The following is a 22536-nucleotide window of genomic DNA, read 5'->3' as shown; positions in this document are numbered from 1 at the left end:
ATGAATCTGCAATAGTTGTCCTAGTTTACAGCAGCAAAGCTGTATGTTCAGTTTACTTCCTTTCCAGCAGACATTCAACCTCAAAGAGAGTCCAAAACAAATTGTCACATCTTTGACGTATTTGTCTGGACATCTGCCGGTACTATTCCCTTGGTCAACGATTTACTCCGTGCGCAGACCTTCATGCAGTTCCGGTGTGCTGCGTTCCCATAGTTCCATATTATGCGTTTGCAAGAAGTCCGCTAAAATCTTCTTAGAACGGTCATCCATATCATCCACCATTATATGTCGTTTCATTGATTTATCCATACGATTCACATGATCGGCCAGAACTTTATAGCCACGTCTCTTTTCGCGATTGACGACCATTTCACAAGCTGTGACACCAGCGTAATAAGGCCCTTCCTCGCGGTAATCAATTGTTACCCAAACGAGCCAATACGGTTTTCCGCCTTCTGAATCCTCGCGATTGATCGTAAATTTGATTCCTCGTTCTGTATCACTGCGGGCATGCATTGCCCCCATTTCTACTTGCGCGGTGCCTGCTTCCACATCAATAATCACTGGTGAAATATTTTCTAATGACAAAGATCCGATGCCAAATCCTTTATGGCCATCTGTCGGGTCATTTTTAATAATCGTAAAGCCTAACTTCGGCTTGGAGTTTTGCTCACTCGCCATATAAATCTCCCTCCATCTCTGTTATTATATGTACTATACCTGAATTTTCTGCTAAGGAGGAAGCAAAATGCCATTCGTAACAGTAAAAATGTTCGAAGGTCGCACAGATGAACAAAAACGTGCACTTTGTGAAAAAGTAACCGAAGCTGTGGTCGAAACAACCGGTGCACCTTCCGAAAATGTCGTTGTCTACATCGAAGAAATGCCGAAGAATCATATGTCCAAGGGCGGCGTCAGAGCAAGCGACCAATAAATCAGAAGAAGGATTCTCATGATGAGAATCCTTCTTCTTGCAGATAAAAGAAAAAGCAAGTGGTTATGGCACAGTTGATCTACGTTCCAGGCGGACGCGTTCCGGAGGGCCCGCGGTGAGCCAACTGTCGCTTCGCTCTTTAGTTGTCTCACCTGACGGGCTGATCCTCCCGGAGTCGCTTTTGCCGCGGGCTCACACGAAGTGAGTCATGCAGCCGTTGCCGCAGGATGCGGCGTATTTAGGTTGCCTTCCACTACGATCAACTAATGTAGTTTCCTGAATTCAGTGATTCCAAAGTCCATACTCAGAGTTCTTCAAGTACAATGCCTATTGTGTAATTGAGTGTTCGCATACTTTTTGTCTAAGGAAGCAGAATCCGGTTTTTATTCAAATATTCAGCTCGCAGAACAAGCTTGCAATTCTTCAATAAACGCGAAAGCTTGATCCATTTCTTGATCTGTAAAATTCAATTTATTTTTCACGATACGTACTTTAGCGATTTGCTCTTCTTTGTCCAACTGATCGAAAAACAACAACGTCGAAACCAATTCAAGAAAACGAGAAGACTTACCATTCAATCGTTCGATACAGACAGGTAACTGCACTCTCGGTTCCTCTGCCGTGCCAAGGAACTTTGACCCTTCATCTGTCACTTGATAGCAATATTGCTTGTATGACCCCTTGTCTTCAAAACGCTCTGCCAGGAAACCCATTTCACATAATTCCTCTACACGCAGCGTCAACTCCTCCGAATACGGTCCGTACATATGGAGCTCGTACTTTTCCGCAAACGGGAAATCCATCTTCTTCAGGATATAAATCATCTTCTGCATTTTCTTGCGGCCATTCACTTCATTCGCCAACGACACAAACTGAACGATTTTTGCATGCTCTTGCAGCAACTCGCGCAACCCCTCTCTTAACCTCGTAACACTTCCATAATCTTCTCATGCAATAAATTCGACCCATCCATCAAAATGTCTTCGGGATAGTAAATCTTATGGTCTGTCCTTCGTTTACCTGAAATCGCATCGACGACATCGGACATCCGTGACAGTTCCCGCAAATCTCCATTTTTCATTTGCAAATAAATCGGCACGCGCTCATTCTCTTCGCCAGGCCGGTAAAAATCGTAAGGTAAATCGGATGAAGAATCCGTCACTAAATAATACTCCGGATCAAGTCCCGCTTGTTGGAATAATTTCATAAGTTCGCCGATTTTCATATATTGTGAAGCCGGATCGAATTCGGCATATTGAAACAGACGCCGATTGACAAAGCGATCACACAAGTCCGAGAGTATCGGATCTTCCTCTTCCATCCATAGCTGGAAATACGTCAATAACACACTTTCGTCGAGTGCTATGTATTGTTTCAACTTAAATTCCTTCTCGAAGAACGAAATGAAATGTGTGGGCTCTTGAGTAAATGCATACCCTGTTTCGTGCAAATATCTCGCACGATGCAAAATTTTCATCAAAATGACTTCGGCACTGCGGGAAACCGGATGGAAATACACTTGCCAGTACATTTGATAGCGGCTCATGATGTAATCCTCCACTGCATGCATGCCACTCTCTTTAATGACGACCTGTTCCTCTGTCGGCCGCATGACACGTAAAATGCGCTCCATATCGAAATGACCGTAGGAAACGCCTGTATAATAAGCGTCGCGCTGCAGATAGTCCATCCGATCCGCGTCGATCTGGCTGGATATCAAGCTGACGACAAGTTTATCGGGATAGGTTTTGTTGATGACGTCCGCTACTTTTTGCGGAAAGTCAGGTGATACCCGGCTCAGCACTTCGTGTACCTCTGTCTGACCCAATAAAATTTCCTGTGTGAAGTGTTCGTGGTCCAAATTGAACACTTTTTCGAATGCATGAGAAAACGGACCGTGTCCTAGATCATGCAAAAGGGCCGCACATAGGGTGACGAGTCGTTGTTCTTCATTCCATTCAGCGCGTCCGCTGAAGCCGTCGTCGATGATGCGGCGAACGATTTCATAGACCCCCAGCGAGTGCTGGAAGCGGCTGTGTTCTGCGCCATGGAACACCAAATAAGTCGTGCCGAGTTGGCGGATTCTGCGCAGCCGTTGGAATTCACGCGTGTTGATGACGTCCCAGATTACGCGGTCACGAACGTGTATGTAGCGATGCACCGGATCTTTGAAGACTTTCTCTTCCGGCAGTTTTTCATTTTCGTACGCCATGTCGTCACCTCATCCTTCATTCTTTCCAGTATAGCAAAAAACGACGAAAGGTGACATAGACTCAATGGCGGATTTTAGATCAATTTCTGTGCGTTGTGTTCCTACGACGTGTAAAAGATTGGTGTGTGGCTGGCAGGAGTGACGTTACTGAATATACTGCGGCGCTGGCGAATGGTGATTGTAAGCAGGTGATATACCTTCTAGCAAAACCATTTTGTGAGACTTACCAGATACTAAGTCGAAAATAAAGTAATGTCACTGAACACACTTCGGCGCTGGCGGATGGCTCCCGCCATAAGCCAGTCAGGAAGGTCGCCTGCCTGTCTCATCGCTCCGCCTACCGCTTGTAAGGCGCCTTCGTTTGATGAGTAGAAGGAATAGGTAATCTGTTTTTACAAAAGCTAGCTCTGACTACTAAGTAGTTACTCGCACAGGCTTCGAGACAATCAATAAAGTGTTGTCATTGTACACAATTCCGTACTTACGAATGCCGATTTTTTCTATTTTAAATACCACACTCATATATCCCAACCGCGCCAGCGGAGCCGCAACTGTGGGGTCGGCCGTAGCCATAAGACAGCTAGCACGCCCTTCGCTAGCTGGCTTATGGCGGGAGGCAATCCCCCCAGCGGCGAAGCGGTGACAATGTGCAACCCTTTATCTGTCTTGGATATATTAAAAGTTCGAGCGACGAGACAGACTATAACTAAATGATGTTGCTAAACTTACTTCAACGCTTGCAGAAATCATTTTTTCCTTTTAAAACACCACACTCATTTTTCCCTACCACACCAGCGGAGCCGCAACTGCGGGGTCGGCCGTAGCCGTAAGACAGCTAGCACACCTTTCGCTAGCTGGCTTATGGCGGGAGGCAATCCCCCAGCGGCGAAGCGGTGACAATGTGCAACCCTTTCTATATACGAAGTCCAAAACAAGTCGAGCAACGACCCAAAACCCTCTCAAAACGGCGCTTTCCGCTTTTGCACAATACAAATTTCATAGAATTTTGTGAGTCTCTGAATAAATGTTTCGTTGTCTGTCCATAATGGCAGTAGAAAGAGAGTACAAGACAGGAGGCATGGAGATGGTGAAAGTTAGACAAGATGCATGGTTGGAGCAAGATGACGAGCTGTTGGCAGAGACGGTGCTTAGACATGTAAGAGAAGGAAGTACGCAATTGAGCGCGTTCGAGGAAGTTGGGGACGCACTAAACAGGACGGCAGCGGCATGTGGCTTTAGATGGAATGCGGTTGTGCGAAGAGAATACGAGGGTGAGTTGGCAGAAGCGAAGAAAGAGAGAAAACAGACGCTGCGTGTGCTAGGTACAGATTTTAAAAGACGCAACCAGCAAATGTACAGCTCAGAAGCAGGAGCAGAAGGCCAAGAAAAAATTCAAGTTCCGCTTTCCGCTTTATCGCTTGATACTGTAATCGCGTATTTGATTCGCATGCATCATAACGGCGGTGCCGACACAGACGCACTTCGCTGGAAACAGACGGCAAAAACTGCGACAGAACAGTTAAAAGCAATGGAAGCAGAATTGGAAGGATTGAAAAAAGAGAATCGTACATTAAAAGACGATTACGAACAATTCGTCCAAATCATGAATCGTGCGCGCAGACTCATTGCGCTCAACGAAGAAAACGAGCATGTGGCGCCAATCTTCACGATGGAGCCTAATGGCAATCTAGTGTCATCAAAAGAGCCACCAATCAGTCATTGATTGGTAGCTCTTTTTTCTGTTTCAAGACAACATTTTTTTATTCCGATCCCAAACGCGCTGCAAATAAAAACCGTACAAATCGAGTTCTTCATCCGTTAATCCGCCATGCTGTACATCATCGGTCAAGGATCTCAACAACAATTGCAGACGAATGACTACTTCATTAACCGTCAACTGAGTACCGAGAATTTCCGATAGAGACGCCATCACATCCGGCTGGATATCAGGATAACTGAATTTTGTCGGCTGCCCTTGCAATCCGGTTTCATAGAGTTCCCGGATCACCTTCGCCCGTTCTGCTCCGCTTCCTTCTATGCACAGGTACACTTGCACAGCCACACCTGAGCGCAAACGCCGCTGCGAGATACCGGCGAACTTCTTACCATCGACACTCAAGTCATAAGAGCCAGGACAATACGAACCGACAATTTCATAGGCTTTAATCTGCTCGCCTAATTCAGGGAACAGTAGTTTTACAAAAGCAAGCATTGCCTCATAGCCTACCGGAATATCGATTGCGGACTTTTCCTCAGAAAAAATCAATGAAACATTCAGTACACCTTCGTCGAGTACCACTGCCAGACCGCCAGAATTACGTACGATCGCTTGGTACCCATTCTGTTCAATTCCTTCAATTGCTTGCTGAATAAAAGGCATGCGATGATCTTGTATGCCTAACACAATCGTTCGATCATGCACCCATGTCCGAACGACTGGCACACTTTTCTGCTGGCCTACCAATTGGCACAATGCATCATCCATCGCAAAAGATTCCAGCGCAGATCTACTGCGCGCCGTGATGGATTCGTCAATGAAACGCCAAGCAGATTGATTCAATAAATTTTTATATTGTGACATGTCCAGTTCTCCCACTGTTGTTCATCTAATATGTATGTAGACGTTTCACAATCTTGGCTTTTGCGGTTTATAAGCTTTGCGCTGCTGTAATAAGTGATAATTTGTAAACATCTTCCGCAGAACAGCCGCGTGACAGATCATTTACAGGCCCATTCAAGCCTTGCAATATCGGTCCGATCGCTTCATATCCACCTAAACGTTCCGTCAACTTATATCCGATATTTCCCGCATCCAATGTCGGGAAGATAAAGACATTCGCATCGCCTTTAATAACGGATTCCGGTGCTTTCTTCGCCGCCACACTTGGAACATAAGCCGCGTCAAATTGGAATTCACCGTCAATCAGCAATTCAGGTGCCATTTCTTGTGCAATCTTCGCCGCTTCAACCACTTTTTCAGTTTCTTCCGTCACGGCAGAACCTTTTGTCGAGAAGGATAGCATCGCAACTCGTGGATCGATACCGAATGCTTTTGCGGTTTTTGTACTTTCCACTGCAATTTCAGCCAATTCATTCGCTGAAGGATTCACTGTGATTGCACAATCTGCGAAAATTAAACGCTGTTCTTCCTTCATCATAATGAACGCGCCGCTTGTCTTCGTTATACCAGGTTTCGTTTTAATGATTTGCAAAGCCGGGCGTACCGTATCCGCTGTCGAATGGGCTGCACCACTCACTAAGCCGTCTACACGTCCTGTATAGATTAACATAGTTCCAAAATAGTTTACATCCTTCACTTGCTCACGTGCTTGCTCAAGCGTTGCTTTCCCGCCGCGGCGCTCCATGAACTTTTCGACCAGCTCATCAAAATAGGAAGCGCTTGCAGGATTGATTTGCTCTATTTCGCTAATGTCGAAACCGCCTTCTTCTGCTGCTTTCCCGACCGCCTCTTCATCGCCCAGTAATAACGGTTTCACGATACCTTCTTGTTGAAGATGTACAGCTGCTTCAAGTATCCTAACGTCTTCCCCTTCCGGCAATACAATTGTCTTTCCCTTTCCTTCCAATCGCTCTCGAATTCCATCAAAAAGATCTGCCATGTGTAAGCCCCACTTTCTGTTATATTTTCCTATTCATCATACCTGAATTAATTGTAGAATTCACTACTACTTACGAAAATTTCAGACATTTTTGTGTGCAGGCACAATTTTGTCATACCTTCGGAGTTACCACCATCTTAATTCTTACTGTCTAAAGTCTGTTTATGCTACACTTGAATGAGAAAACATTTTGTAGTTAAAGGAGACTGAATTCAAGTGAATGAAGCAGCAATTACATTAGACGGTTGGTATGTACTACATGATTTTCGAACAATGGACTGGGCTTCTTGGAAGTTAATTTCAAAAGAAGAACGTCAAGCAGCAGTCAATGAATTCTTAGCCTATTTGGAGCGTCTGCAACAGGCAGATGAAGCGAAAACAGGCAGTCACGCGTTTTATACAGTCGTTGGGCAAAAAGCCGATTTCATGCTCATGACATTACGTCCGACAATGGATGAATTACAGCAGCTTGAAGCAGAATTCAATAAACTAACGATTGCAGATTACACAATCCCGGCTTACTCTTACGTATCAGTTGTAGAGTTATCAAATTACCTAGCTGGCGAATCAGATGAAGACCCGTATCAAAATCCATATGTGCGCGGCCGTTTGTATCCTGAACTGCCACGCAGTCAATATGTATGTTTCTACCCGATGGATAAGAAACGCGAAGGCGACGATAACTGGTACATGCTCAATATGGATGATCGCAAAAGCTTAATGCGCAGCCATGGCATGATCGGTCGCGGCTACGCTGGAAAAGTGAAGCAAATCATTTCCGGTTCTGTCGGTTTTGACGATTACGAATGGGGCGTCACACTATTCTCCGATGACGTGCTGCAATTCAAGAAACTAGTCTATGAAATGCGTTTTGACGAAGTGAGCGCGCGTTACGGCGTGTTTGGTTCATTCTTTATCGGTACGATTCTAGAAGATGACAAACGAGCTGCATTTTTTGAAGTGAAATAAGAGAGCATTCAGGGCTGTCCGGAACATCATTGCAAAATGATGCCCTGGGCAGCTTTTGTTCTTTTATTACCTCACTTGTCTGTCCACGATCATAAAGCCGCACCAAGCCGCTCATAAAGCTGTTTGTCCCTCTCGCGTCTGATGACTAACCCCTTTCTGTCGACTGGAATCGAGCATTACCCAATACACTAGAAATCCCCGTCCAATTTTTTTGTCATGCCTAGCTTCTTCCGTACATAGGATACAAGCAAGGGGGTTTTGCTTTGGCTGTCATCGCGACAAATGCAAAAGGAATCGATTTGCTCGCTCGTTTAATGCGTGCGGAAGCGGAAGGCGAAGGTGAATTGGGGATGCTCATGGTTGGAAACGTTGGTGTCAATCGTGTGCGTGCCAATTGTCTGGATTTTAAAGGCATTCGTTCGCTCGATGATATGGTATACCAACGACCTGGAGGGTTCGAGGCCACTACGAAAAGTTATTTTTATCAGCGTGCGCGGGAACGTGATCGCAAACTAGCGAAACGCACGATCGATGGAGAACGTTTCCACCCAGCCCAACGCTCCCTGTGGTTTTTCATGCCAACCGGAGACTGCCCAGCCCAATGGTACAACCAGTGGAATACCGGTCGCTTCAAATCGCACTGTTTCTACTCCCCGACGGAACAAGACTGCCCACTCATTTAGAGAAAGGATGTTGAAATGGTTCAATATTATTGGAATCCCGGCTATGGTCAACAACAAATGATGCCGCCACAAGTGACCATCCCAAGCGGCAGACCAAACACGCCTCCATTCAGAGAGGAATCGTACATCGAAAATATTTTGAGGTTAAACAGAGGGAAACCTGGTGTCTTTCATTTTTCATTCGAGAATGCCGTAAATGCTGGCGAGAATACAATAGCCGTCAACGGATTGGTCGAGGCGGCCGGACGAGATCACGTGATCCTCAGTGAGACGAACACGGGACGCCGTTACTTATTCCCAATGATCTACTTTGATTATGCAGAATTCGATGAGGAATTGAATTACTTTGATCAAACACCGTAAGTCCATGTGAAAACAACCGCTCATTGCATATGCAATGAGCGGTTGTTTTCATATTGAAGAAAAACTTCAGTTTCCAAACTTAATTGCAGCTAAAATCAGCATGATCCAGCCAACTATGAACGCCACGCCGCCAATTGGCGTGATTGCACCTAAAATACCGACTCCCGATAAGCTAAGCGCGTAAAGACTGCCTGAAAAAATGATAATACCTGCAAGCAGTAAATAACCAGCCCATGTTAATTGGGTTGATGGTCCAAGCAATGTGCTGCTCATCAAAATGCCCACTGCCAGCAATCCGATGGCATGAAACATTTGATACTGAACCGCAGTTTCCCAAACGGCCAAATAATGTTCAGATAGACGATCTTTCAAAGCATGGGCACCAAACGCCCCGAATGCCACTGCGATGGCGGCATTGATGGCCCCTGCTATAATAAAAAATGGCATGATAATTCCTTCTTTCTCGCAACTTGTCAATAACGTACTATACTATATTCTACCATATTCATTCAAAAATCAAACAACGACTCCCCATTTGCGTCTTCTTCACGCAGTGGTTGTTCTTGTAATGTGGAAATCATCTTGGTTGTTGAAGGCGCGCTATCAAAAGATGCTACAGGAATAGTGGGTGTGTTAACAGCTGATGCATTGTCGCTCAGCAGTACATTACATAATGCCCGCACAGCATAGACCGCTTCCCTGCGCGTTTGTTCATTTGCCGCATGTTTAGCCAAACGGACTTGCTGCTCCATTTCCTTCAGCAGTTGGTCAGATGAAATCATCGGAATCTCGCTCCCTTTTTCGGTTCAAACTTCAAGCACTCCATACCTGACGAGCGCTTGACAACGATAGATGGCAACATTTTGGTCTTGAATCCATATGCTTTACAACCTCTCGGATTCGCTGGGTCCCATGTCGTGTAGAAATATTGACACTCAAAGCAGTTGACCGCCATTATACCACTTCCTTTCTATCTGTTTAACTGTTCTGCTGATGTTTTGGACCAATCAATCGGCTGGTCCCCCCATTTCCGCAAATAGTCATTCGCCTGAGAAAACGGCCGGCTGCCGAAAAATCCGCGTGCTGCGCTGAATGGGCTTGGATGTACGGATTCAATGATCGCATGCCGCCTGCGGTTAATCAAAGCCTTTTTTTCTTGTGCATGTCGACCCCATAAAATGAAGACAATCGGTTCCCTGCGCAGAGACAATTTACGGATCACTTCATCTGTAAACAGTTCCCACCCCTTCCCGCGATGAGAAGCAGCTGCGCCTTCACGCACCGTCAATGCTGTATTTAACAAAAGTACACCTTGTTTAGCCCAACCTGTCAACGTGCCGCTGTCAGGGATAGGAACACCGATATCCGTTGACAACTCCTTGAAAATGTTGCGAAGACTAGGTGGAACCTTAACGCCAAGCTGGACAGAGAAACTCAACCCTTGTGCTTGATTCGGACCATGATAAGGATCTTGCCCCAATATGACGACGCGAACGTCATGATAGGACGTTAACTCAAAAGCGGTCCACATATCTTGCATTTGCGGATAAATAACATGTGTAGCATATTCCGATTGCAAAAATTTCCGTAGCGTTTGATAATACGGCTTATTAAACTCATCCTTCAGCACCGTATCCCAATCATTGTGGAATTTAGGTTGCATCTGCATCACTCCTCAAATTCAATCTCCAACTCATAACCCGCGAATGAAAACATATCTTTCAATGTTTTCTCAGCATTGCGCTCAGCCGTCTGTAGGACGCCTTGTTCAGATGCTTCTTCCAGGATCAAGTTCTTCGCCTCGTTAGCAAGTTCGTATCCTTCTTCTATATCCGCTTTTCCGCGAAATAATCCTGCTACCGAATAAACTTCTACTTGGTCGAAGAAGATTTCTGCTCCTCCAAGAAATTCAGCTGCCGGTACAGTTAAACGAGCTGTCTTCTCGTTTTCATCTATTTTCAAATTATTTTCAGTTATGCCACTGAGGTCAATCCCTGCTTTCACAGATCCGGGGATGACGACCAGTAGATTTCTTTTTGTGCCCGGTAAGTTGACGCCGATGCTTAGGCCGAATAATTCATTGTCTGTACGTTCTACCAATACTTTCGTGTAAGCTTCGGCTGTCGTCAGTTCTTGCAGTTCTTGTACCTGTTCGACGAAAGCGCCTTTTTGTTCGGTAAAAGTGGAGCCAAGTTTTATTAGATAGAAGCCTGCGATCGGCAGGATAATGATAGCGGCAACGAGCAGTAGGATGAGGGAGAGGTAGGTTTTTCTCCAAGAGGACCATAGAGTTAGTACCAGTTTCCAGAATCCTGTTTTGCGCTTGCGTTTAGGCTTCTTTATTTCATCGACCGTGACGGCTGATTGAGCTTCCGCCAGTTCGATTTCTTTTTTCTGTCGCCCAGATGAATCATGCTTGCTCATGGTTCACGACCTTTCTTTATAATAAAGTGAGATTGGACATCAGGCGTGTTGATTAACCAATATTTCACATGATTTTTTTGTGGCCTGTACATTGAAATGCAACTCGCGAGTTATCATCTAGTGAGCGTGGCAGTGGTGTATCCGTGGGGATTTGCGTATATCAGCCAATTTGATTTCCGTTTAAAATTCGTTAAAACAACTGGTGCTTTTTAAGTGCTGGAATTCTTCTTTTTTACGAATGAACTCCTTTTCACTCTCTAATTCCCAGACAATAATCATCGCCTTCCAGAACAAAAAGTTGGGGATTTTCCTGGAAGGCGGGGCGACTCTGGGAGGATCAGCGTGACAGGTGAGACCGCCAGGGAGCTTGCGACGGCGGACTCACCGCGCGCCCTCCAGAACACGTCCCCGACTGGAGGGCAAATCCCGAGGACTACACCTTTCTCCTCATTATTTCTTCCTTTTTTCCAAACAGCACACGAATTAGTTGGCTGAATGCGAAGTGAATAGCTTATAAATTGGCTAATCAACACGCCTGATAGAGCATCTCACTAGCAGACAAAATACCTGATAAATCTACAACTATTTGTACGTTTCACAAGGTAATAAGTTTCATTGGCTGCTAATGTAATTCTATGGAATTTCATGTAATCGGGAGGTTTAGCGATAGGCTTCATTTAAATAAGTTTAGGAAAATTGCACTCGGATTTTTTGTGAGCCATCTAATCGCATTCAAACGAGACTTTCTATATACTGATACTAGATGGACTGCAGACAAATCATTGCACATAATTTGTGCAGTCATTTGTCTGCAGTTCGTGAATGACCGCGCTACATAGGAGGATGGGTATGCAAACTGTTGAAGTAAATCATTTGCAGGAGTTACTGGACTCCTTTGCTAATAAGGACGTATACATTCATTTGGAGACGACAAATGGATCGTATGCTTCTCATTTTCAAGAAGGTTTTTTTAATGCGGGGGCCTTTATCCGCAATATCGTGATTCGCTACGAACTTGGAAAAGTTGCGGGCGACTCCCCTCACCGCATCGGACTAAAATTGCCGAGTGGCTGGATTTACGCACAAGGTATCACACATTATACGATGGATGAGCATGATCGTTTATTGATGGCGGGTCTGGGACCTGACGGCAAACTTGCCGTTGCGCTTGAGATTAGCGAAACGCCATTTGCTTATTAAGAAGGGAGATTTTTTGATGTTGCAGAAAGAACGACATGTATTGGTCATTTTCCCTCACCCTGACGATGAAGCGTTTGGCGTGTCGGGAACGATTTCAAAATATATTGAGATGGGCGTGCCTGTTACATATGCCTGTCTGACACTCGGTGAAATGGGGCGGAATTTAGGGAACCCTCCATTTGCCAACCGCGAAACGCTGCCGCAAGTCCGCAAGCAAGAATTATTGGATGCTTGTGCGGCTATGGGACTGACGGATTTGCGGATGATGGGATTACGTGACAAAACGGTTGAATTCGAGGATCCTGAAAAACTGATCAAGATGATGACCGATTTGATTGAGGAATTAAACCCTTCTCTCGTTATCACATTCCACCCTCAATTAGCTGTGCATCCGGATCACAATGCTACAGGTCTGGCTGTCGTGGATGCTGTGAGGCGGATTCCTGAAGCGAAGCGCCCTACGTTATATGTCAAGGCGTTCGACAATGATACGGTCGAGAAAATCGGTGAACCAGACGTAATTCACCATACTGCTGATATGCGGGAAAAGAAAATCGCTACTTTGCGAGCGCATGCTTCCCAAACTATTTGGATGCTTCCCGATATGGAAAAGCGTTGGGCTGAAGATGATGAAGAAGCACTCGATTGGCTTCACAACGAAGCCTTTTATACGTATAAATTCGACTAAAAAAACCGCAGAAGTTCTGCGGTTTTTTTGCAATGAGATGGATTACAGAAGTAGCATTGGCGCGGTAGTATCGTGGATTGGTTCGGTGCCTGTCGTTTTTGGTTCGGCATGGGGCAATTTTGGTGCGTTCGGAGATTCATTTCGCTCGCTAATCTGCTCGATTGGTGCGGTGGTATAAATATTTGGTGCGTTACTTTCATGGAATATGTTAATTCCCATCCATCGCTTTAATCAGCGCATAAAGACTTTTTAATTTCCCCTCAAACTCTTCAATGTTTAACGTACGGTCCATCTGTACTCTGGCGCTGTTCTGTGCTTTCATGGCTGTTTGCATATAGCCTCCAGCGTCTGCGATCTTCTCTTGATAACGATAGCGGATATCTTCAATTTCTTTCTCAATCTTCTCATCCTCCGCGCATAACGAAACAATATCCACTAATTCGTCGCGAGGACTTTCAGCATCATAGGCATGCGGTTTTGTTGCATCGAAAAGACAAATGGACAGCTCAGGGAATAGGACCAGATCGATACTCGCCGGATCAAGACCACACCAGCCGTAGAGCACATCTATTCCCCTTTTTTCTGCCTCTTCGCCAAGCGCGCGCATCATCGTCGACTTCCCTGTACCTGGTAAACCTTTGATCAGCAATCGACGCCGCATTCGCTTCGTAATCGACGGTATGAAATCGTGCGCCTTGCCAGCGGATAATGAGCCCACGATACGATGGGATATATGCGCTTCTTTTGCCAGTTCAATCGTTCCGAAAATTTCATCCTTCAATTCTTCCGTTATTTCTGTGAGGCGTTCCCAATCCATTCGTTGAATATTGGCCACTTCCCACTCATCATGGATCGCTTTTGCTTCTCTCAGTGCAACCAAAGACTTTTCAAAGCTGCTTTTTCCCTCTTTCAGCAAATTGCCCACTTCACCGTGCTGTTGGAAAAGGTGTTCTTGATGGTAGACATCATAAAAGCAGAATACTTTATGACGCCCGCCTAAATCCACCGGTTCAAATGAAATTGGATGAGATGCTTGCAAGATTAATAAACTTAATTCTTTTACAAAGATCGCATCCGTTTTATCCACATGTCCCGGATTCATGAAACGATCTACGGCATGGCCTCTTTTAACAAAATAGATAGCTAAATCATTCAATGCTTGGGATAAGGAGTGGGTAGGCAGACATTTCAGGAAAATGGTCTTCCTGGATTCCTCCATAAGCTCCCCGTATTTATGCACGATGCCTTCTCCTGTATACGCCGTTCCCATGTATTCTGTAATATGCCCGTATATGCTAACCATCCTTTCTTTCGTCCTTTCATTCTATGTTTAAGCATAAAAAAAAAGCACAGCGTCTCCGCTTATGCTCCCTTGTAATGCCATAATACTTTTTCGTCCTCTTGATCTGTTATCTTCAATAATATCTCACGGCACTGTGGCAGGGCGATTTGTATAAGCTGTCCGCAAAACAGCACGACCAGCAACGTACCGACCCCAACCGGACCACCAAGTAAAAAGCCGACCAATGTCACTGTCGCTTCGATTCCTGAACGCACCAATCGAAGACTCCAGCCAAATTTCTCGACGAATAATAACATTAAACTGTCCCGCGGTCCCGCTCCAAGATTTGGAGAGACATAGATCCCTACGCCATATGACAGAACCAATACACCTAGCACAAAACTAATGATTTGCGCAGTCAGTGACGTCAGATCGGGCAATAGCCAATTGAAAAAGTCGATAAATAACCCAATCATCATCATATTTAACCAAGTTCCCCATCTAGGCCACTGTCTAAGAACCAATGAGGTAACCGTAACAATTATAAATCCTGTGATGATACTCCAAGAACCGATCGTCAAACCAATATTTTGGAACAGCCCAACATGCAAAACATCCCAAGGACCGATTCCGAGACGCTGTCCTTTTATTGTAAGTGATATACCAAGAGACATGATCATCATTCCACCGATGAAGAAAATCCATCTCCAAGCTAATAAATTGCGCATATACATTCTTCTTTCCTTAGTTGTTACAATCTCTCTCTATCTATTGTAACAGAAAAGCCCCGATATGTTACTTCAATCTTTGACCACATTCACAAACTGGGCCCTTGTCACTTGCGCTAAGTCACTCGGAGTAAGTTTCATCTGCAAGCCGACTTTACCGGCGCTGACATACAGGTAGTCAAGGATTTGTGCCTGCTGGTCAATAAATGTCGGGAATTCCTTTTTCATGCCGACTGGTGAGCAGCCCCCTTTTACGTAGCCTGTTTCCTTCGTTAGCTCTTTCATCGGCAGCATGTCTATTTTTTTGAAGCCGGCTGCTTTTGCGGCTTTTTTTAAGTCAAGTTCGTCGGATACTGGAATGATGAATACGAGCAAGTCTGTTTTGCTAGCCATGGCGACAAGTGTTTTGTAGACGTGTTCCGCAGGTTCGTTGGTTTTACTCGCTACGGAAAGTCCGTCGTTGTGACCGTCTGCTATTTCATAGCTGCGAGTTTCATATTGAATCTGTTCACTTTCAATAATGCGGATTGCATTGGTTTTGATAGATTTGTTTTTCTTTGCCAAGTTCTCGTCTCCTTTTTCGCATAAATCAGCTTTAACACCGTTGATTTCTGTTCCAGATGGGCGCTTTCTGTGAGGCTTGGGATGAGCCCACTGGATTCGCCCACCTTCGACCCCAATCAACTAGAGACGCTGTAAATCCAAAAAGCCCATTTCACTAAGTTTTAGCAAAATAGGCTCCAGTTTAGACATAGCTTTTCAATAACAATGACACAACCGGTTTTTCCAATCAAACACTGATATTCATGGCTGGCGATTCAATTTGGTAGTGGTTGATTTTCGCCTGGTTTTGGAGACTGTAGGCGGAGAATGCGTTGTCGTAACGTTTTTGGATGTGATCCGCTCCTGTGTCGGTCATGACTTCTAAAAGCGTAAACACAGCATTCGAGGCTGACATTTGGTCGCGAATAGTTTTAGCACGGTTGTGCAAGGCCAGTTGCAGTTCTGCCTGGGCAATTTTTGCTGAAGCCTTACTGCCGAGTTGGTAATCTGCTGTCGTAGGTTCTGGCACAGAATATGCTTCTCTTCGAACATCACGCCATAGGTCAATTGTTTCTTCTAAATTGTTTCCAAGCGGGATGGCAATATTCTTTACTTGGCCGGCATCAAGTTTTTGGAATCTCGATTTTTCTTCCGACGCTTGTTCTACAGGTTCTTGTACTCCGCGTAACAGCGCTTCTAGATCTTCTTTTGTTTTATTTGTGTGTTCGCGAAACTCGGATTGCCGTTCATAGGCATTTTCAGCATTCCTTCTGCGGACTGCATCGTATCGTTGCAGTTGTTCGGCAGCGCTTGCAAATCCCATTACAGCATTCATAGCATTCACCTCCGTTTAAAAAATTTTCGTTCAGGATTTTTACTTACTATTTTACGCAAAGTCATTTAATTAACCAATCCACCTAAAGAACGCATTCTTAATTATCAATTATTTCATACTGACTTGACATAGTCTTTTTTATTCTGAATCATCCTCATCGAACAGGTTAAAATTACTAGTCTTTGCAGTTTTCATTTCGGGTAGATACCCTTATAAATGGAAAGACAAACCTGCTATATATATCGAAATAAATAACTTACGATCAAAGTAAAACGTTAAATCCGTTGATTTCCGTTGCAGGTGAACGCTTTCCACGGGGCTCGCGGTGAGCTAATCCCGCAGGAAAAGCCGTAACGTAGAACAGCTTTTACGATCAAAAGCATAGTGTTGAAAGCATATCTTTGAATGATCATTAATTTGATATCGGCTGTAAATTTAGTCATTAAAAAACTGCACCTCCAATTGTTAGATTGTGTCTAACAATTGGGGTGCAGTTCAGTTAGGCGTACTTTTTAACATTCTACCAAGGAAGCATCACTCCGCAGTCTTGCTGATTTTTGGCGGAGCTTCTCCTGGGATAGCAGGTTTTTCATTCGTCGGTTCTTCTGAAAACTTAGTTTCAACCATCTCTTTTTTTACGTTGGATTTGCCGTCTTTTCCTTCAAGACGATCAATCGTCCGTTCGATCGTTTTATTCGGTGTGGATAACGTGACGATGGTATCTCCAGTTTGTGCTTGCAACTCTTTCTCTGCAGTGTAAAACTCTAGCTCACCATCAGCCCGCATGATATACAGTAAAATGGATTGGTCATCCCTCTCCCGCAAGTACTGCGTGTAACTGTATTGATTCGTTAATAACGTTTTACGGAAAACAAAGCCTGAGGTCATGCGCTCTTCTAATTCGTTGATCGATAAATTGGGTGTGAACAGAAACTGGCCGGTCGTTAAATTGAACTGCTGTCCTGCACTGCGTTTATGCGTGGACGTTTGGAACAGTAAGTCACGCCCGAGATCTGGAGTGAAGTCTGCGCATACATGAGAATTGTAGACGTCCACTTTAGTCATCGCCAATATATACCGATACGGCGTCAAGTCCAAATGGTAGCCGGTATGCTCCGATAAAATATCTCCCATATAGGTCGGGAGACCGATTTTTCGGGCATTGGACAAGCCGCCCCAAGAATCTTCGACAACCAGCACTTGGTGTTCCGCCTCCTGAATGTTCTTGGCAAGTTCCGCTACGAAACGAGAACTTCCGATGAGCACAACGCCAGATTCTTCCGGTGTCGTCAAGTTCAACTTCTTGGCTAACCAGCCAATTGAAAAACCGTGCACGACAACAGTAGAAAATACGAGCGCGAATGTCAACGCCGTCAGTAGTTCGGCATCCTCGTAGCCGTTATCCAGCAAAATGGTCGCAAAATAACCGGACACCGTTAAGGCGACAATTCCTCTAGGAGCAATCCAACCGATCAGCGTCCGCTCCCGATTCGTTAGATCCGTACCGATCGTTGACAACCAAATCGATAGTGGTCGGACAATAAATAACATTGCCAGTACATAAAGCACGATCTTCGGATTCAAAATTTCAATTAAAATATGCGGATCAAGGGAGGCGGTCAACATGACGAAAATTCCGGAGATGAGCAATACGGAGATATTCTCTTTGAAATGCCGGATATCCTGCAAGGTCGTCAGTCGCATATTCGCCATCGTCATCCCCATTGCTGTTACAGCCAGCAAGCCCGTCTCGTGCATAATTTCATCAGAAAGCACAAAGACAAACAGCACGAGGCCGAATAAAATCGGTGCTTTTAAATATTCTGGAATCCTGCCTTTTTCAAACGCTGATCCTAACAAGCGGCTCGTTCCCCATCCAAGGAAGACCGAAAATAGTGAAGCTCCGACGAAGAGCATCATCGCTTTTGCTGTCACTTCATCATTGATAAATTTTATAGTTTCAAATGCGAAAACAGCGAGTAACGCACCAAATGGATCTACTACAATACCTTCCCATTTCAAAATCGCTGCAGGACGCGGTTTCAACCGAGCCTGCCTGAGTAAAGGCAAAATGACAGTAGGACCCGTGACGATGAACAAACCACCGATAATGAAGGCCACTTCCCACGAAAGTCCCGCGATATAATGCGCTGCCAATGAGCCTGCAATCCAGGCAATGAATGCGCCAATCGTTACGATTCGCGCAACCGGCCGCCCAAACCCTTTAATTTCCTTAAAGTCCAGATTCAAACTGCCTTCAAATAAAATAATAGCAACTGCAAATGTAATGATCGGTCCATACAAGTCACCCATCGATTGCTGGGGATTGATCCATCCGAAAATCGGTCCGACCAGCAAACCGGCAATCGCCATAACTACAATTGCAGGCATCCTTGTACGCCATGCCACCCACTGGGACCCTACACCAATCAATACGACAAACATTAAATCCATCAACAATGAATTAAACATGCAAGGGTCTCCTCCTTCCTTATCTAGCAAGTAAATTCCACCGTTCCCCATTGTAATAAACTCTTTTCCATTTTCATAGGCTAAGAGGAACGTAGCAGGTTCAGAAAGGGTGGTTCCAATCGAACAACAAGTCAAAAAAAAAATTGCGATGTATCTCTCTATAACAGACGGAAAAGGAAGTTATCCTCTCCGACGTGCAGCCTCGTTGGCAAGCATCTTGAAAACTGAAGCAGAAGTCTTCTTTCTGCATGATCGAGAAACAGCAGTTCCTGAAGGTGATTTTGCTTGTTATCCAGTGGAAGGGCCTTCTTCCCTCATTCAGCTTATAACCCATCTGCAACCCGACCTTTTAATTCGAGACAGCGGTGTTAGCCATAAAGAAGAAGTGTCCAAGCTTCAAGATTTAGTCCCTAGTCTGCTGCACTTCGATGATTTTGGCGAAGGAGGACATCTTGCAGATTTAGTCATCCAAACATTATATGCAGAAACACATGAGCCGCTCCCAGACCATTACATCGTCGGCCATGAAATGTTTGCAGCAGACGCTTCACTCAAGCCGCACCACCAGGCAGGATTGAAGGAAAAGCCTTTCGCCTCTTCACCGCATCTCGTCATTTCATTTGGAGACGAAGATCCTGGTAACCTGACCTATCGCGCGTTGAGACATATTAAGCAATTACAAATCCCTCTGCACGTCTCTGTTTTAATTGGCTCAAATTATACTCATGACGTCAGTGAAATTCAAATGATGGCTCTCAGCCGCAGAAATACGAAAGTACTTCGGTCACCTGACAATCGGGCAGAAATTTATTCGCAGGCAGATATGATTTTATGCGATGCCTGCTATACCCCTTATGAAGTCGCAACAATCGGTGTACCTTGTATTGTCCTTGCCCAAAACGAGTTCGAATCAAACCTGGGCTTCCCTACAGAGAGCCACGGCTTCATCCATCTCGGGCTCGGTCGTAAGGTGACACAGTCAAATTTGCTGAATGCCATCATGGAGCCGTTATTGCATGAGGCACGGAGAGAACGAGCTGTGAAGCGTCAACTTCAGTTGAATGTAGGCAATGGCGAGGAGAAAATCGTGGAGGCCATCCGCTATTTATTGGAGTTTCCAAAACGGACAAGATCCGGATATGTTACACTAAGGGAAAATGGCAGATAGGAGTTTTCCCATTGACTAAAAACCAAATCGAACAAGAGATTGCACAACTCAAAATGGACTACATCGGTTTGCAAGGCGATATCGAAAAACTAGAATCCACAGGTCACAGCAAGATGATCGAAAACGCTGAACGCCGACTAGCCGGCATGGAAGACCGTTTAGCTGAGTTGAACAAGCAGCTGGCTGAAGCAACAGAATAAAACACCAAGGGGCTGTTCAAACTTTCTGAACAGCCTTTTTCGTTGCCGACAATCATGAATAGTCCATTTGCGCTCATACTCCCTCTTCAAGCGATCATAACACGCTCATAAAACCACTGCGCGCGCTCATACACGTACTTTTTCAGCAAAAAAAAGCCCACAAAAAGTGAGCTTTAAGCCATAACATATTCCGTTGCTGCTTGGTCCTGCACTAATAGTTCCTTCAAATACTTCTTCGCACGGAACAAACGTGACTTCACCGTGCCGATGGACACTTTCATGATACCGGCAATTTCGACTAATGAATATTGATTGACGTAGAAATACTCGATAGTCTTACGGTAGATACCGTCCAGCTGTCCGATCTTCTGCTGAACCAACATTTGAATATCATTTTGTTCAATCAATTCCACAGGAGTTTTTGCATCACTGGGAACCAAATCTAGAAGCGGAACGTCTAATGTATCAGGCTGGTTCATCACGTACTGGCTGTGTCGTACATTTTTTCGGTAGCGATCTCGGAATGTATTCATACAAATCGTTGTCAACCAAGCTTTCATGCGATTGACTTCGTTCATTTCACCACTGTATCGAACCACTTTCACCCAAACATCTTGCATGAGATCTTCTGCTTCTTCTTTATTTCGAGTCAATTTAAGACATAAATGATATAAGTATCGTCCATATTCTTCATATAATGCGTTTAAGTCAGTATTCATAATAAGTACCTCCGTTTGAACTGGTACCTTTATTATGTCAGACATCTACCTTACTAACTATTGCTTTCTCTTTCAGCAACCTTACATTTCTGTAAGGTTGCTTTATAACGTTTAAATTCCGATTAACTCTTCTTGTTCTTTTGGTTCCTCGCGTTTCGTGATCCGCAAACGCAGAATACGCGTCCTGTCCATCTCTTCAATCTCAAATACTAAAGAGTCGAAAGTGAACTGCTCGCCTTTTTCGGGGATATGTCCAATTTCCGAAAATACAAAACCACCAATCGTTTCATGGTCGGTCGGCAACTCCACATCAAGCAACTCGATCACATCTTCAATCCCGAGACGTCCTTGGCACACCAGACAGTTTTCATCCTTTTCAAAGACCATTGACTCTTCTTCAACGTCCGTTTCATCTTCTATATCCTGTCCAATCATCTCTTCAATAATATCTTCCTGCGTGACGATCCCCAGTGTTCCGCCGTATTCATCCAGCACGATGGCCATATGCTTTTTCTGTGTCAGCATGCGTTTGAATACCAATTCCACACTCGCTGTCTGCACGACAAATAAAGGTTCATGGTCAATCATTTCTGAGAACTTCTTCTCGGGATACATCGACCATTCAATCAACATTTTCGAATAAAAAATACCGACAACCTTGTCGATACTTTCCTCATATACCGGATAGCGTGTATAAAAATACTGCAGTACAACATCTCGAACGTCTTCATATGTGGAATCCATCGATAAAGAAATGACATCCGTCCGATGGGTTTCCATCACATCCATCACATCTTTTTCACGAAAGTCCAGAACACCTTTCAAACGAATCGATTCATCCTGACCGAACGTTCCTTCAGTAGATGCGATATCTACCATAGAACGTACGTCTTCCTTCGTAAGCGTCGCTTCTGTTACAGCCCCTTTAGAAATCAGTCGAACGAAGAAATTGGTAAACAGGGCCAGTATTGCAGTCAATGGAATGAGTAATTTAACGAGAAATGTAATGGGCGGTGCAACGACATAAGCGATTCGATCCGCGAAAGTAGCAGCGATCGTTTTCGGCAGCACTTCACCGAATATAATCAGAACCACCGTCAGTATTCCCGTCATGATCCCAACACTCAAGCCTTTATCAATTGCGATCATCGTTACGATTGTGGGCATCAAAATGTTCGCGATATTATTGCCGATTAATATGGCCGTAATCATCCGATCCGGCTTTGAAATTAATTGCCGTAATTTAATTGATTTCTTATCCCCTTGATCTGCACGCAGCTGAATCTTCATGCGATTCACAGCAGTCAAAGCGGTTTCACTTCCCGATAAAAAGAAGGACAAAAACAAACAAAGTCCTAATGCAATAAACAATTGCGTCTCCCCCAGCATCTTCTTCATTAAGCTTAGTTAATAAAATATGATATTCCCTAAATTTCACAACTTCTTATTTCAATAGTATAGCACAAAGTCAAAACGATCCGTTAATTCGAAACAGA

27 protein-coding genes are annotated in these 22536 nt (G+C 44.6%); 9 read left to right on the top strand and 18 right to left on the bottom strand.

The genetic code is table 11. The annotated features are described in order from the left end of the window. Nucleotides 1–162: 162 nt before the first annotated feature. A complete protein-coding gene (locus MKY93_RS02775; protein ID WP_078817392.1) occupies nt 163–681 on the bottom strand; it encodes a YwhD family protein in 519 nt (172 codons plus the stop codon). Nucleotides 682–748: 67 nt separating this feature from the next. Between MKY93_RS02775 and MKY93_RS02770 the strand changes: the two genes are divergently transcribed. Beyond that, nucleotides 749–934 (top strand): 2-hydroxymuconate tautomerase, encoded by a 186-nt coding sequence (locus MKY93_RS02770; RefSeq protein WP_078817393.1) that lies wholly within the window; start codon nt 749–751, stop codon nt 932–934. A gap of 395 nt (nt 935–1329) precedes the next feature. Here the strand turns inward: MKY93_RS02770 and MKY93_RS02765 are convergent, their stop codons facing one another. The 3 genes from MKY93_RS02765 to MKY93_RS02755 form a co-directional block, all read right to left on the bottom strand. Next, nucleotides 1330–1836, bottom strand: a complete 507-nt coding sequence (locus MKY93_RS02765; RefSeq protein ID WP_340758184.1) for a YwgA family protein — start codon at nt 1834–1836, stop codon at nt 1330–1332. A gap of 17 nt (nt 1837–1853) precedes the next feature. After that, entirely contained in the window at nt 1854–3146 is a 1293-nt protein-coding gene (locus MKY93_RS02760) for an HD domain-containing protein (protein ID WP_340758183.1), read from the bottom strand. Nucleotides 3147–3560: 414 nt separating this feature from the next. Further along, on the bottom strand, nt 3561–3719 hold the full coding sequence (locus MKY93_RS02755) for a hypothetical protein (protein WP_340758182.1): 159 nt from the start codon (nt 3717–3719) through the stop codon (nt 3561–3563). Between the two features lie 511 nt (nt 3720–4230). Between MKY93_RS02755 and MKY93_RS02750 the strand changes: the two genes are divergently transcribed. Beyond that, nucleotides 4231–4869 carry an RsfA family transcriptional regulator gene (locus tag MKY93_RS02750; RefSeq protein ID WP_221835175.1) on the top strand — a complete coding sequence of 213 codons (639 nt, stop codon included), beginning with the start codon at nt 4231–4233 and terminating at the stop codon, nt 4867–4869. A gap of 21 nt (nt 4870–4890) precedes the next feature. Here the strand turns inward: MKY93_RS02750 and MKY93_RS02745 are convergent, their stop codons facing one another. Together MKY93_RS02745 and pta are read right to left on the bottom strand one after the other, a co-directional pair. Continuing rightward, complete coding sequence (locus tag MKY93_RS02745) at nt 4891–5727, bottom strand: lipoate--protein ligase family protein (RefSeq protein ID WP_340758181.1); 837 nt, start codon at nt 5725–5727, stop codon at nt 4891–4893. 67 nt (nt 5728–5794) lie between these two features. Further along, nucleotides 5795–6766 carry a phosphate acetyltransferase gene (gene pta / locus MKY93_RS02740; RefSeq protein WP_340758180.1) on the bottom strand — a complete coding sequence of 324 codons (972 nt, stop codon included), beginning with the start codon at nt 6764–6766 and terminating at the stop codon, nt 5795–5797. Nucleotides 6767–6982: 216 nt separating this feature from the next. Between pta and hemQ the strand changes: the two genes are divergently transcribed. The 3 genes from hemQ to gerQ all read left to right on the top strand — a co-directional run bounded on the left by hemQ (nt 6983) and on the right by gerQ (nt 8781). Continuing rightward, on the top strand, nt 6983–7735 hold the full coding sequence (hemQ, locus tag MKY93_RS02735) for a hydrogen peroxide-dependent heme synthase (protein ID WP_078817399.1): 753 nt from the start codon (nt 6983–6985) through the stop codon (nt 7733–7735). Between the two features lie 314 nt (nt 7736–8049). After that, nucleotides 8050–8418, top strand: a complete 369-nt coding sequence (locus tag MKY93_RS02730; protein WP_445683501.1) for a cell wall hydrolase — start codon at nt 8050–8052, stop codon at nt 8416–8418. Between the two features lie 15 nt (nt 8419–8433). Next, nucleotides 8434–8781 carry a spore coat protein GerQ gene (gene gerQ, locus MKY93_RS02725; protein ID WP_078817401.1) on the top strand — a complete coding sequence of 116 codons (348 nt, stop codon included), beginning with the start codon at nt 8434–8436 and terminating at the stop codon, nt 8779–8781. 66 nt (nt 8782–8847) lie between these two features. On the opposite strand, the gene MKY93_RS02720 is transcribed toward gerQ, so the two are convergent. From MKY93_RS02720 to MKY93_RS02700, 5 genes are all read right to left on the bottom strand, one after another. Beyond that, complete coding sequence (locus MKY93_RS02720) at nt 8848–9228, bottom strand: DUF423 domain-containing protein (protein WP_340758178.1); 381 nt, start codon at nt 9226–9228, stop codon at nt 8848–8850. A gap of 62 nt (nt 9229–9290) precedes the next feature. Then, nucleotides 9291–9563, bottom strand: coding sequence for a YwdI family protein (locus MKY93_RS02715; protein WP_340758177.1), 273 nt, complete (start codon nt 9561–9563; stop codon nt 9291–9293). Further along, complete coding sequence (locus tag MKY93_RS02710) at nt 9560–9736, bottom strand: uracil-DNA glycosylase (protein ID WP_078817404.1); 177 nt, start codon at nt 9734–9736, stop codon at nt 9560–9562. The genes MKY93_RS02715 and MKY93_RS02710 overlap by 4 nt, the downstream gene beginning before the upstream one ends. A gap of 15 nt (nt 9737–9751) precedes the next feature. Next, nucleotides 9752–10450, bottom strand: a complete 699-nt coding sequence (locus tag MKY93_RS02705) for a uracil-DNA glycosylase (protein WP_340758176.1) — start codon at nt 10448–10450, stop codon at nt 9752–9754. Next, the gene (locus MKY93_RS02700; protein ID WP_340758175.1) at nt 10450–11205 is read right to left on the bottom strand and encodes a DUF4230 domain-containing protein; all 756 of its coding nucleotides are present in this window, start codon (nt 11203–11205) and stop codon (nt 10450–10452) included. Before MKY93_RS02700 ends, MKY93_RS02705 begins: the two co-directional genes overlap by 1 nt. An 849-nt stretch (nt 11206–12054) precedes the next feature. On the opposite strand from MKY93_RS02700, the gene MKY93_RS02695 reads away from it, so the two are divergent. Both MKY93_RS02695 and bshB2 read left to right on the top strand, forming a co-directional pair. After that, nucleotides 12055–12405 carry a YojF family protein gene (locus MKY93_RS02695; protein WP_040758534.1) on the top strand — a complete coding sequence of 117 codons (351 nt, stop codon included), beginning with the start codon at nt 12055–12057 and terminating at the stop codon, nt 12403–12405. 13 nt (nt 12406–12418) lie between these two features. Continuing rightward, on the top strand, nt 12419–13093 hold the full coding sequence (gene bshB2, locus MKY93_RS02690) for a bacillithiol biosynthesis deacetylase BshB2 (RefSeq protein WP_078817407.1): 675 nt from the start codon (nt 12419–12421) through the stop codon (nt 13091–13093). Between the two features lie 208 nt (nt 13094–13301). On the opposite strand, the gene MKY93_RS02685 is transcribed toward bshB2, so the two are convergent. From MKY93_RS02685 to MKY93_RS02665, 5 genes are all read right to left on the bottom strand, one after another. Beyond that, nucleotides 13302–14363 carry a hypothetical protein gene (locus MKY93_RS02685; protein WP_340758174.1) on the bottom strand — a complete coding sequence of 354 codons (1062 nt, stop codon included), beginning with the start codon at nt 14361–14363 and terminating at the stop codon, nt 13302–13304. Nucleotides 14364–14455: 92 nt separating this feature from the next. Further along, nucleotides 14456–15103 carry a YczE/YyaS/YitT family protein gene (locus tag MKY93_RS02680; RefSeq protein ID WP_040758537.1) on the bottom strand — a complete coding sequence of 216 codons (648 nt, stop codon included), beginning with the start codon at nt 15101–15103 and terminating at the stop codon, nt 14456–14458. Between the two features lie 72 nt (nt 15104–15175). Then, nucleotides 15176–15667, bottom strand: coding sequence for a Cys-tRNA(Pro) deacylase (ybaK, locus tag MKY93_RS02675; protein WP_078817408.1), 492 nt, complete (start codon nt 15665–15667; stop codon nt 15176–15178). Between the two features lie 226 nt (nt 15668–15893). Next, nucleotides 15894–16481, bottom strand: coding sequence for a hypothetical protein (locus MKY93_RS02670; protein ID WP_340758173.1), 588 nt, complete (start codon nt 16479–16481; stop codon nt 15894–15896). A gap of 534 nt (nt 16482–17015) precedes the next feature. Beyond that, the gene (locus MKY93_RS02665) at nt 17016–18953 is read right to left on the bottom strand and encodes a cation:proton antiporter (RefSeq protein WP_078817409.1); all 1938 of its coding nucleotides are present in this window, start codon (nt 18951–18953) and stop codon (nt 17016–17018) included. Between the two features lie 109 nt (nt 18954–19062). Here MKY93_RS02665 and MKY93_RS02660 point away from each other — a divergent pair, with 109 nt between their 5' ends. Continuing rightward, on the top strand, nt 19063–20121 hold the full coding sequence (locus MKY93_RS02660; RefSeq protein ID WP_009766280.1) for a CMP-N-acetylneuraminic acid synthetase: 1059 nt from the start codon (nt 19063–19065) through the stop codon (nt 20119–20121). An 11-nt stretch (nt 20122–20132) separates the two neighbouring features. Continuing rightward, nucleotides 20133–20321 (top strand): SE1832 family protein, encoded by a 189-nt coding sequence (locus MKY93_RS02655; protein WP_009766281.1) that lies wholly within the window; start codon nt 20133–20135, stop codon nt 20319–20321. 173 nt (nt 20322–20494) lie between these two features. On the opposite strand, the gene MKY93_RS02650 is transcribed toward MKY93_RS02655, so the two are convergent. Then, nucleotides 20495–21040, bottom strand: coding sequence for an RNA polymerase sigma factor (locus MKY93_RS02650; RefSeq protein WP_040758544.1), 546 nt, complete (start codon nt 21038–21040; stop codon nt 20495–20497). Nucleotides 21041–21151: 111 nt separating this feature from the next. After that, complete coding sequence (locus tag MKY93_RS02645) at nt 21152–22438, bottom strand: hemolysin family protein (RefSeq protein ID WP_340758172.1); 1287 nt, start codon at nt 22436–22438, stop codon at nt 21152–21154. Between the last annotated feature and the right edge of the window lie 98 nt (nt 22439–22536).

Origin of the sequence: Sporosarcina sp. FSL W7-1283 (genome assembly GCF_038003105.1) — a bacterium.
In the GTDB taxonomy this organism is placed as follows: Bacteria; Bacillota; Bacilli; order Bacillales_A; family Planococcaceae; genus Sporosarcina; species Sporosarcina newyorkensis.
This window is presented reverse-complemented; position numbering and strand designations above follow the sequence as displayed.

Coding starts and splice junctions, on each gene's coding strand:
- MKY93_RS02755 (WP_340758182.1), bottom strand. CDS start 3,719: ATGGCTACGGCCGACCCCACAGTTGCGGCTCCGCTGGCGCGGTTGGGA.
- MKY93_RS02730 (WP_445683501.1), top strand. CDS start 8,050: ATGCGTGCGGAAGCGGAAGGCGAAGGTGAATTGGGGATGCTCATGGTT.
- MKY93_RS02680 (WP_040758537.1), bottom strand. CDS start 15,103: ATGCGCAATTTATTAGCTTGGAGATGGATTTTCTTCATCGGTGGAATG.
- MKY93_RS02670 (WP_340758173.1), bottom strand. CDS start 16,481: ATGAATGCTGTAATGGGATTTGCAAGCGCTGCCGAACAACTGCAACGA.
- gerQ (WP_078817401.1), top strand. CDS start 8,434: ATGGTTCAATATTATTGGAATCCCGGCTATGGTCAACAACAAATGATG.
- MKY93_RS02695 (WP_040758534.1), top strand. CDS start 12,055: ATGCAAACTGTTGAAGTAAATCATTTGCAGGAGTTACTGGACTCCTTT.
- MKY93_RS02705 (WP_340758176.1), bottom strand. CDS start 10,450: ATGCAGATGCAACCTAAATTCCACAATGATTGGGATACGGTGCTGAAG.
- MKY93_RS02715 (WP_340758177.1), bottom strand. CDS start 9,563: ATGATTTCATCTGACCAACTGCTGAAGGAAATGGAGCAGCAAGTCCGT.
- MKY93_RS02650 (WP_040758544.1), bottom strand. CDS start 21,040: ATGAATACTGACTTAAACGCATTATATGAAGAATATGGACGATACTTA.
- MKY93_RS02710 (WP_078817404.1), bottom strand. CDS start 9,736: ATGGCGGTCAACTGCTTTGAGTGTCAATATTTCTACACGACATGGGAC.
- MKY93_RS02720 (WP_340758178.1), bottom strand. CDS start 9,228: ATGCCATTTTTTATTATAGCAGGGGCCATCAATGCCGCCATCGCAGTG.
- pta (WP_340758180.1), bottom strand. CDS start 6,766: ATGGCAGATCTTTTTGATGGAATTCGAGAGCGATTGGAAGGAAAGGGA.
- MKY93_RS02685 (WP_340758174.1), bottom strand. CDS start 14,363: ATGGGAACGGCGTATACAGGAGAAGGCATCGTGCATAAATACGGGGAG.
- MKY93_RS02645 (WP_340758172.1), bottom strand. CDS start 22,438: ATGAAGAAGATGCTGGGGGAGACGCAATTGTTTATTGCATTAGGACTT.
- MKY93_RS02665 (WP_078817409.1), bottom strand. CDS start 18,953: ATGTTTAATTCATTGTTGATGGATTTAATGTTTGTCGTATTGATTGGT.
- MKY93_RS02775 (WP_078817392.1), bottom strand. CDS start 681: ATGGCGAGTGAGCAAAACTCCAAGCCGAAGTTAGGCTTTACGATTATT.
- MKY93_RS02760 (WP_340758183.1), bottom strand. CDS start 3,146: ATGGCGTACGAAAATGAAAAACTGCCGGAAGAGAAAGTCTTCAAAGAT.
- MKY93_RS02745 (WP_340758181.1), bottom strand. CDS start 5,727: ATGTCACAATATAAAAATTTATTGAATCAATCTGCTTGGCGTTTCATT.
- MKY93_RS02770 (WP_078817393.1), top strand. CDS start 749: ATGCCATTCGTAACAGTAAAAATGTTCGAAGGTCGCACAGATGAACAA.
- MKY93_RS02700 (WP_340758175.1), bottom strand. CDS start 11,205: ATGAGCAAGCATGATTCATCTGGGCGACAGAAAAAAGAAATCGAACTG.
- MKY93_RS02750 (WP_221835175.1), top strand. CDS start 4,231: ATGGTGAAAGTTAGACAAGATGCATGGTTGGAGCAAGATGACGAGCTG.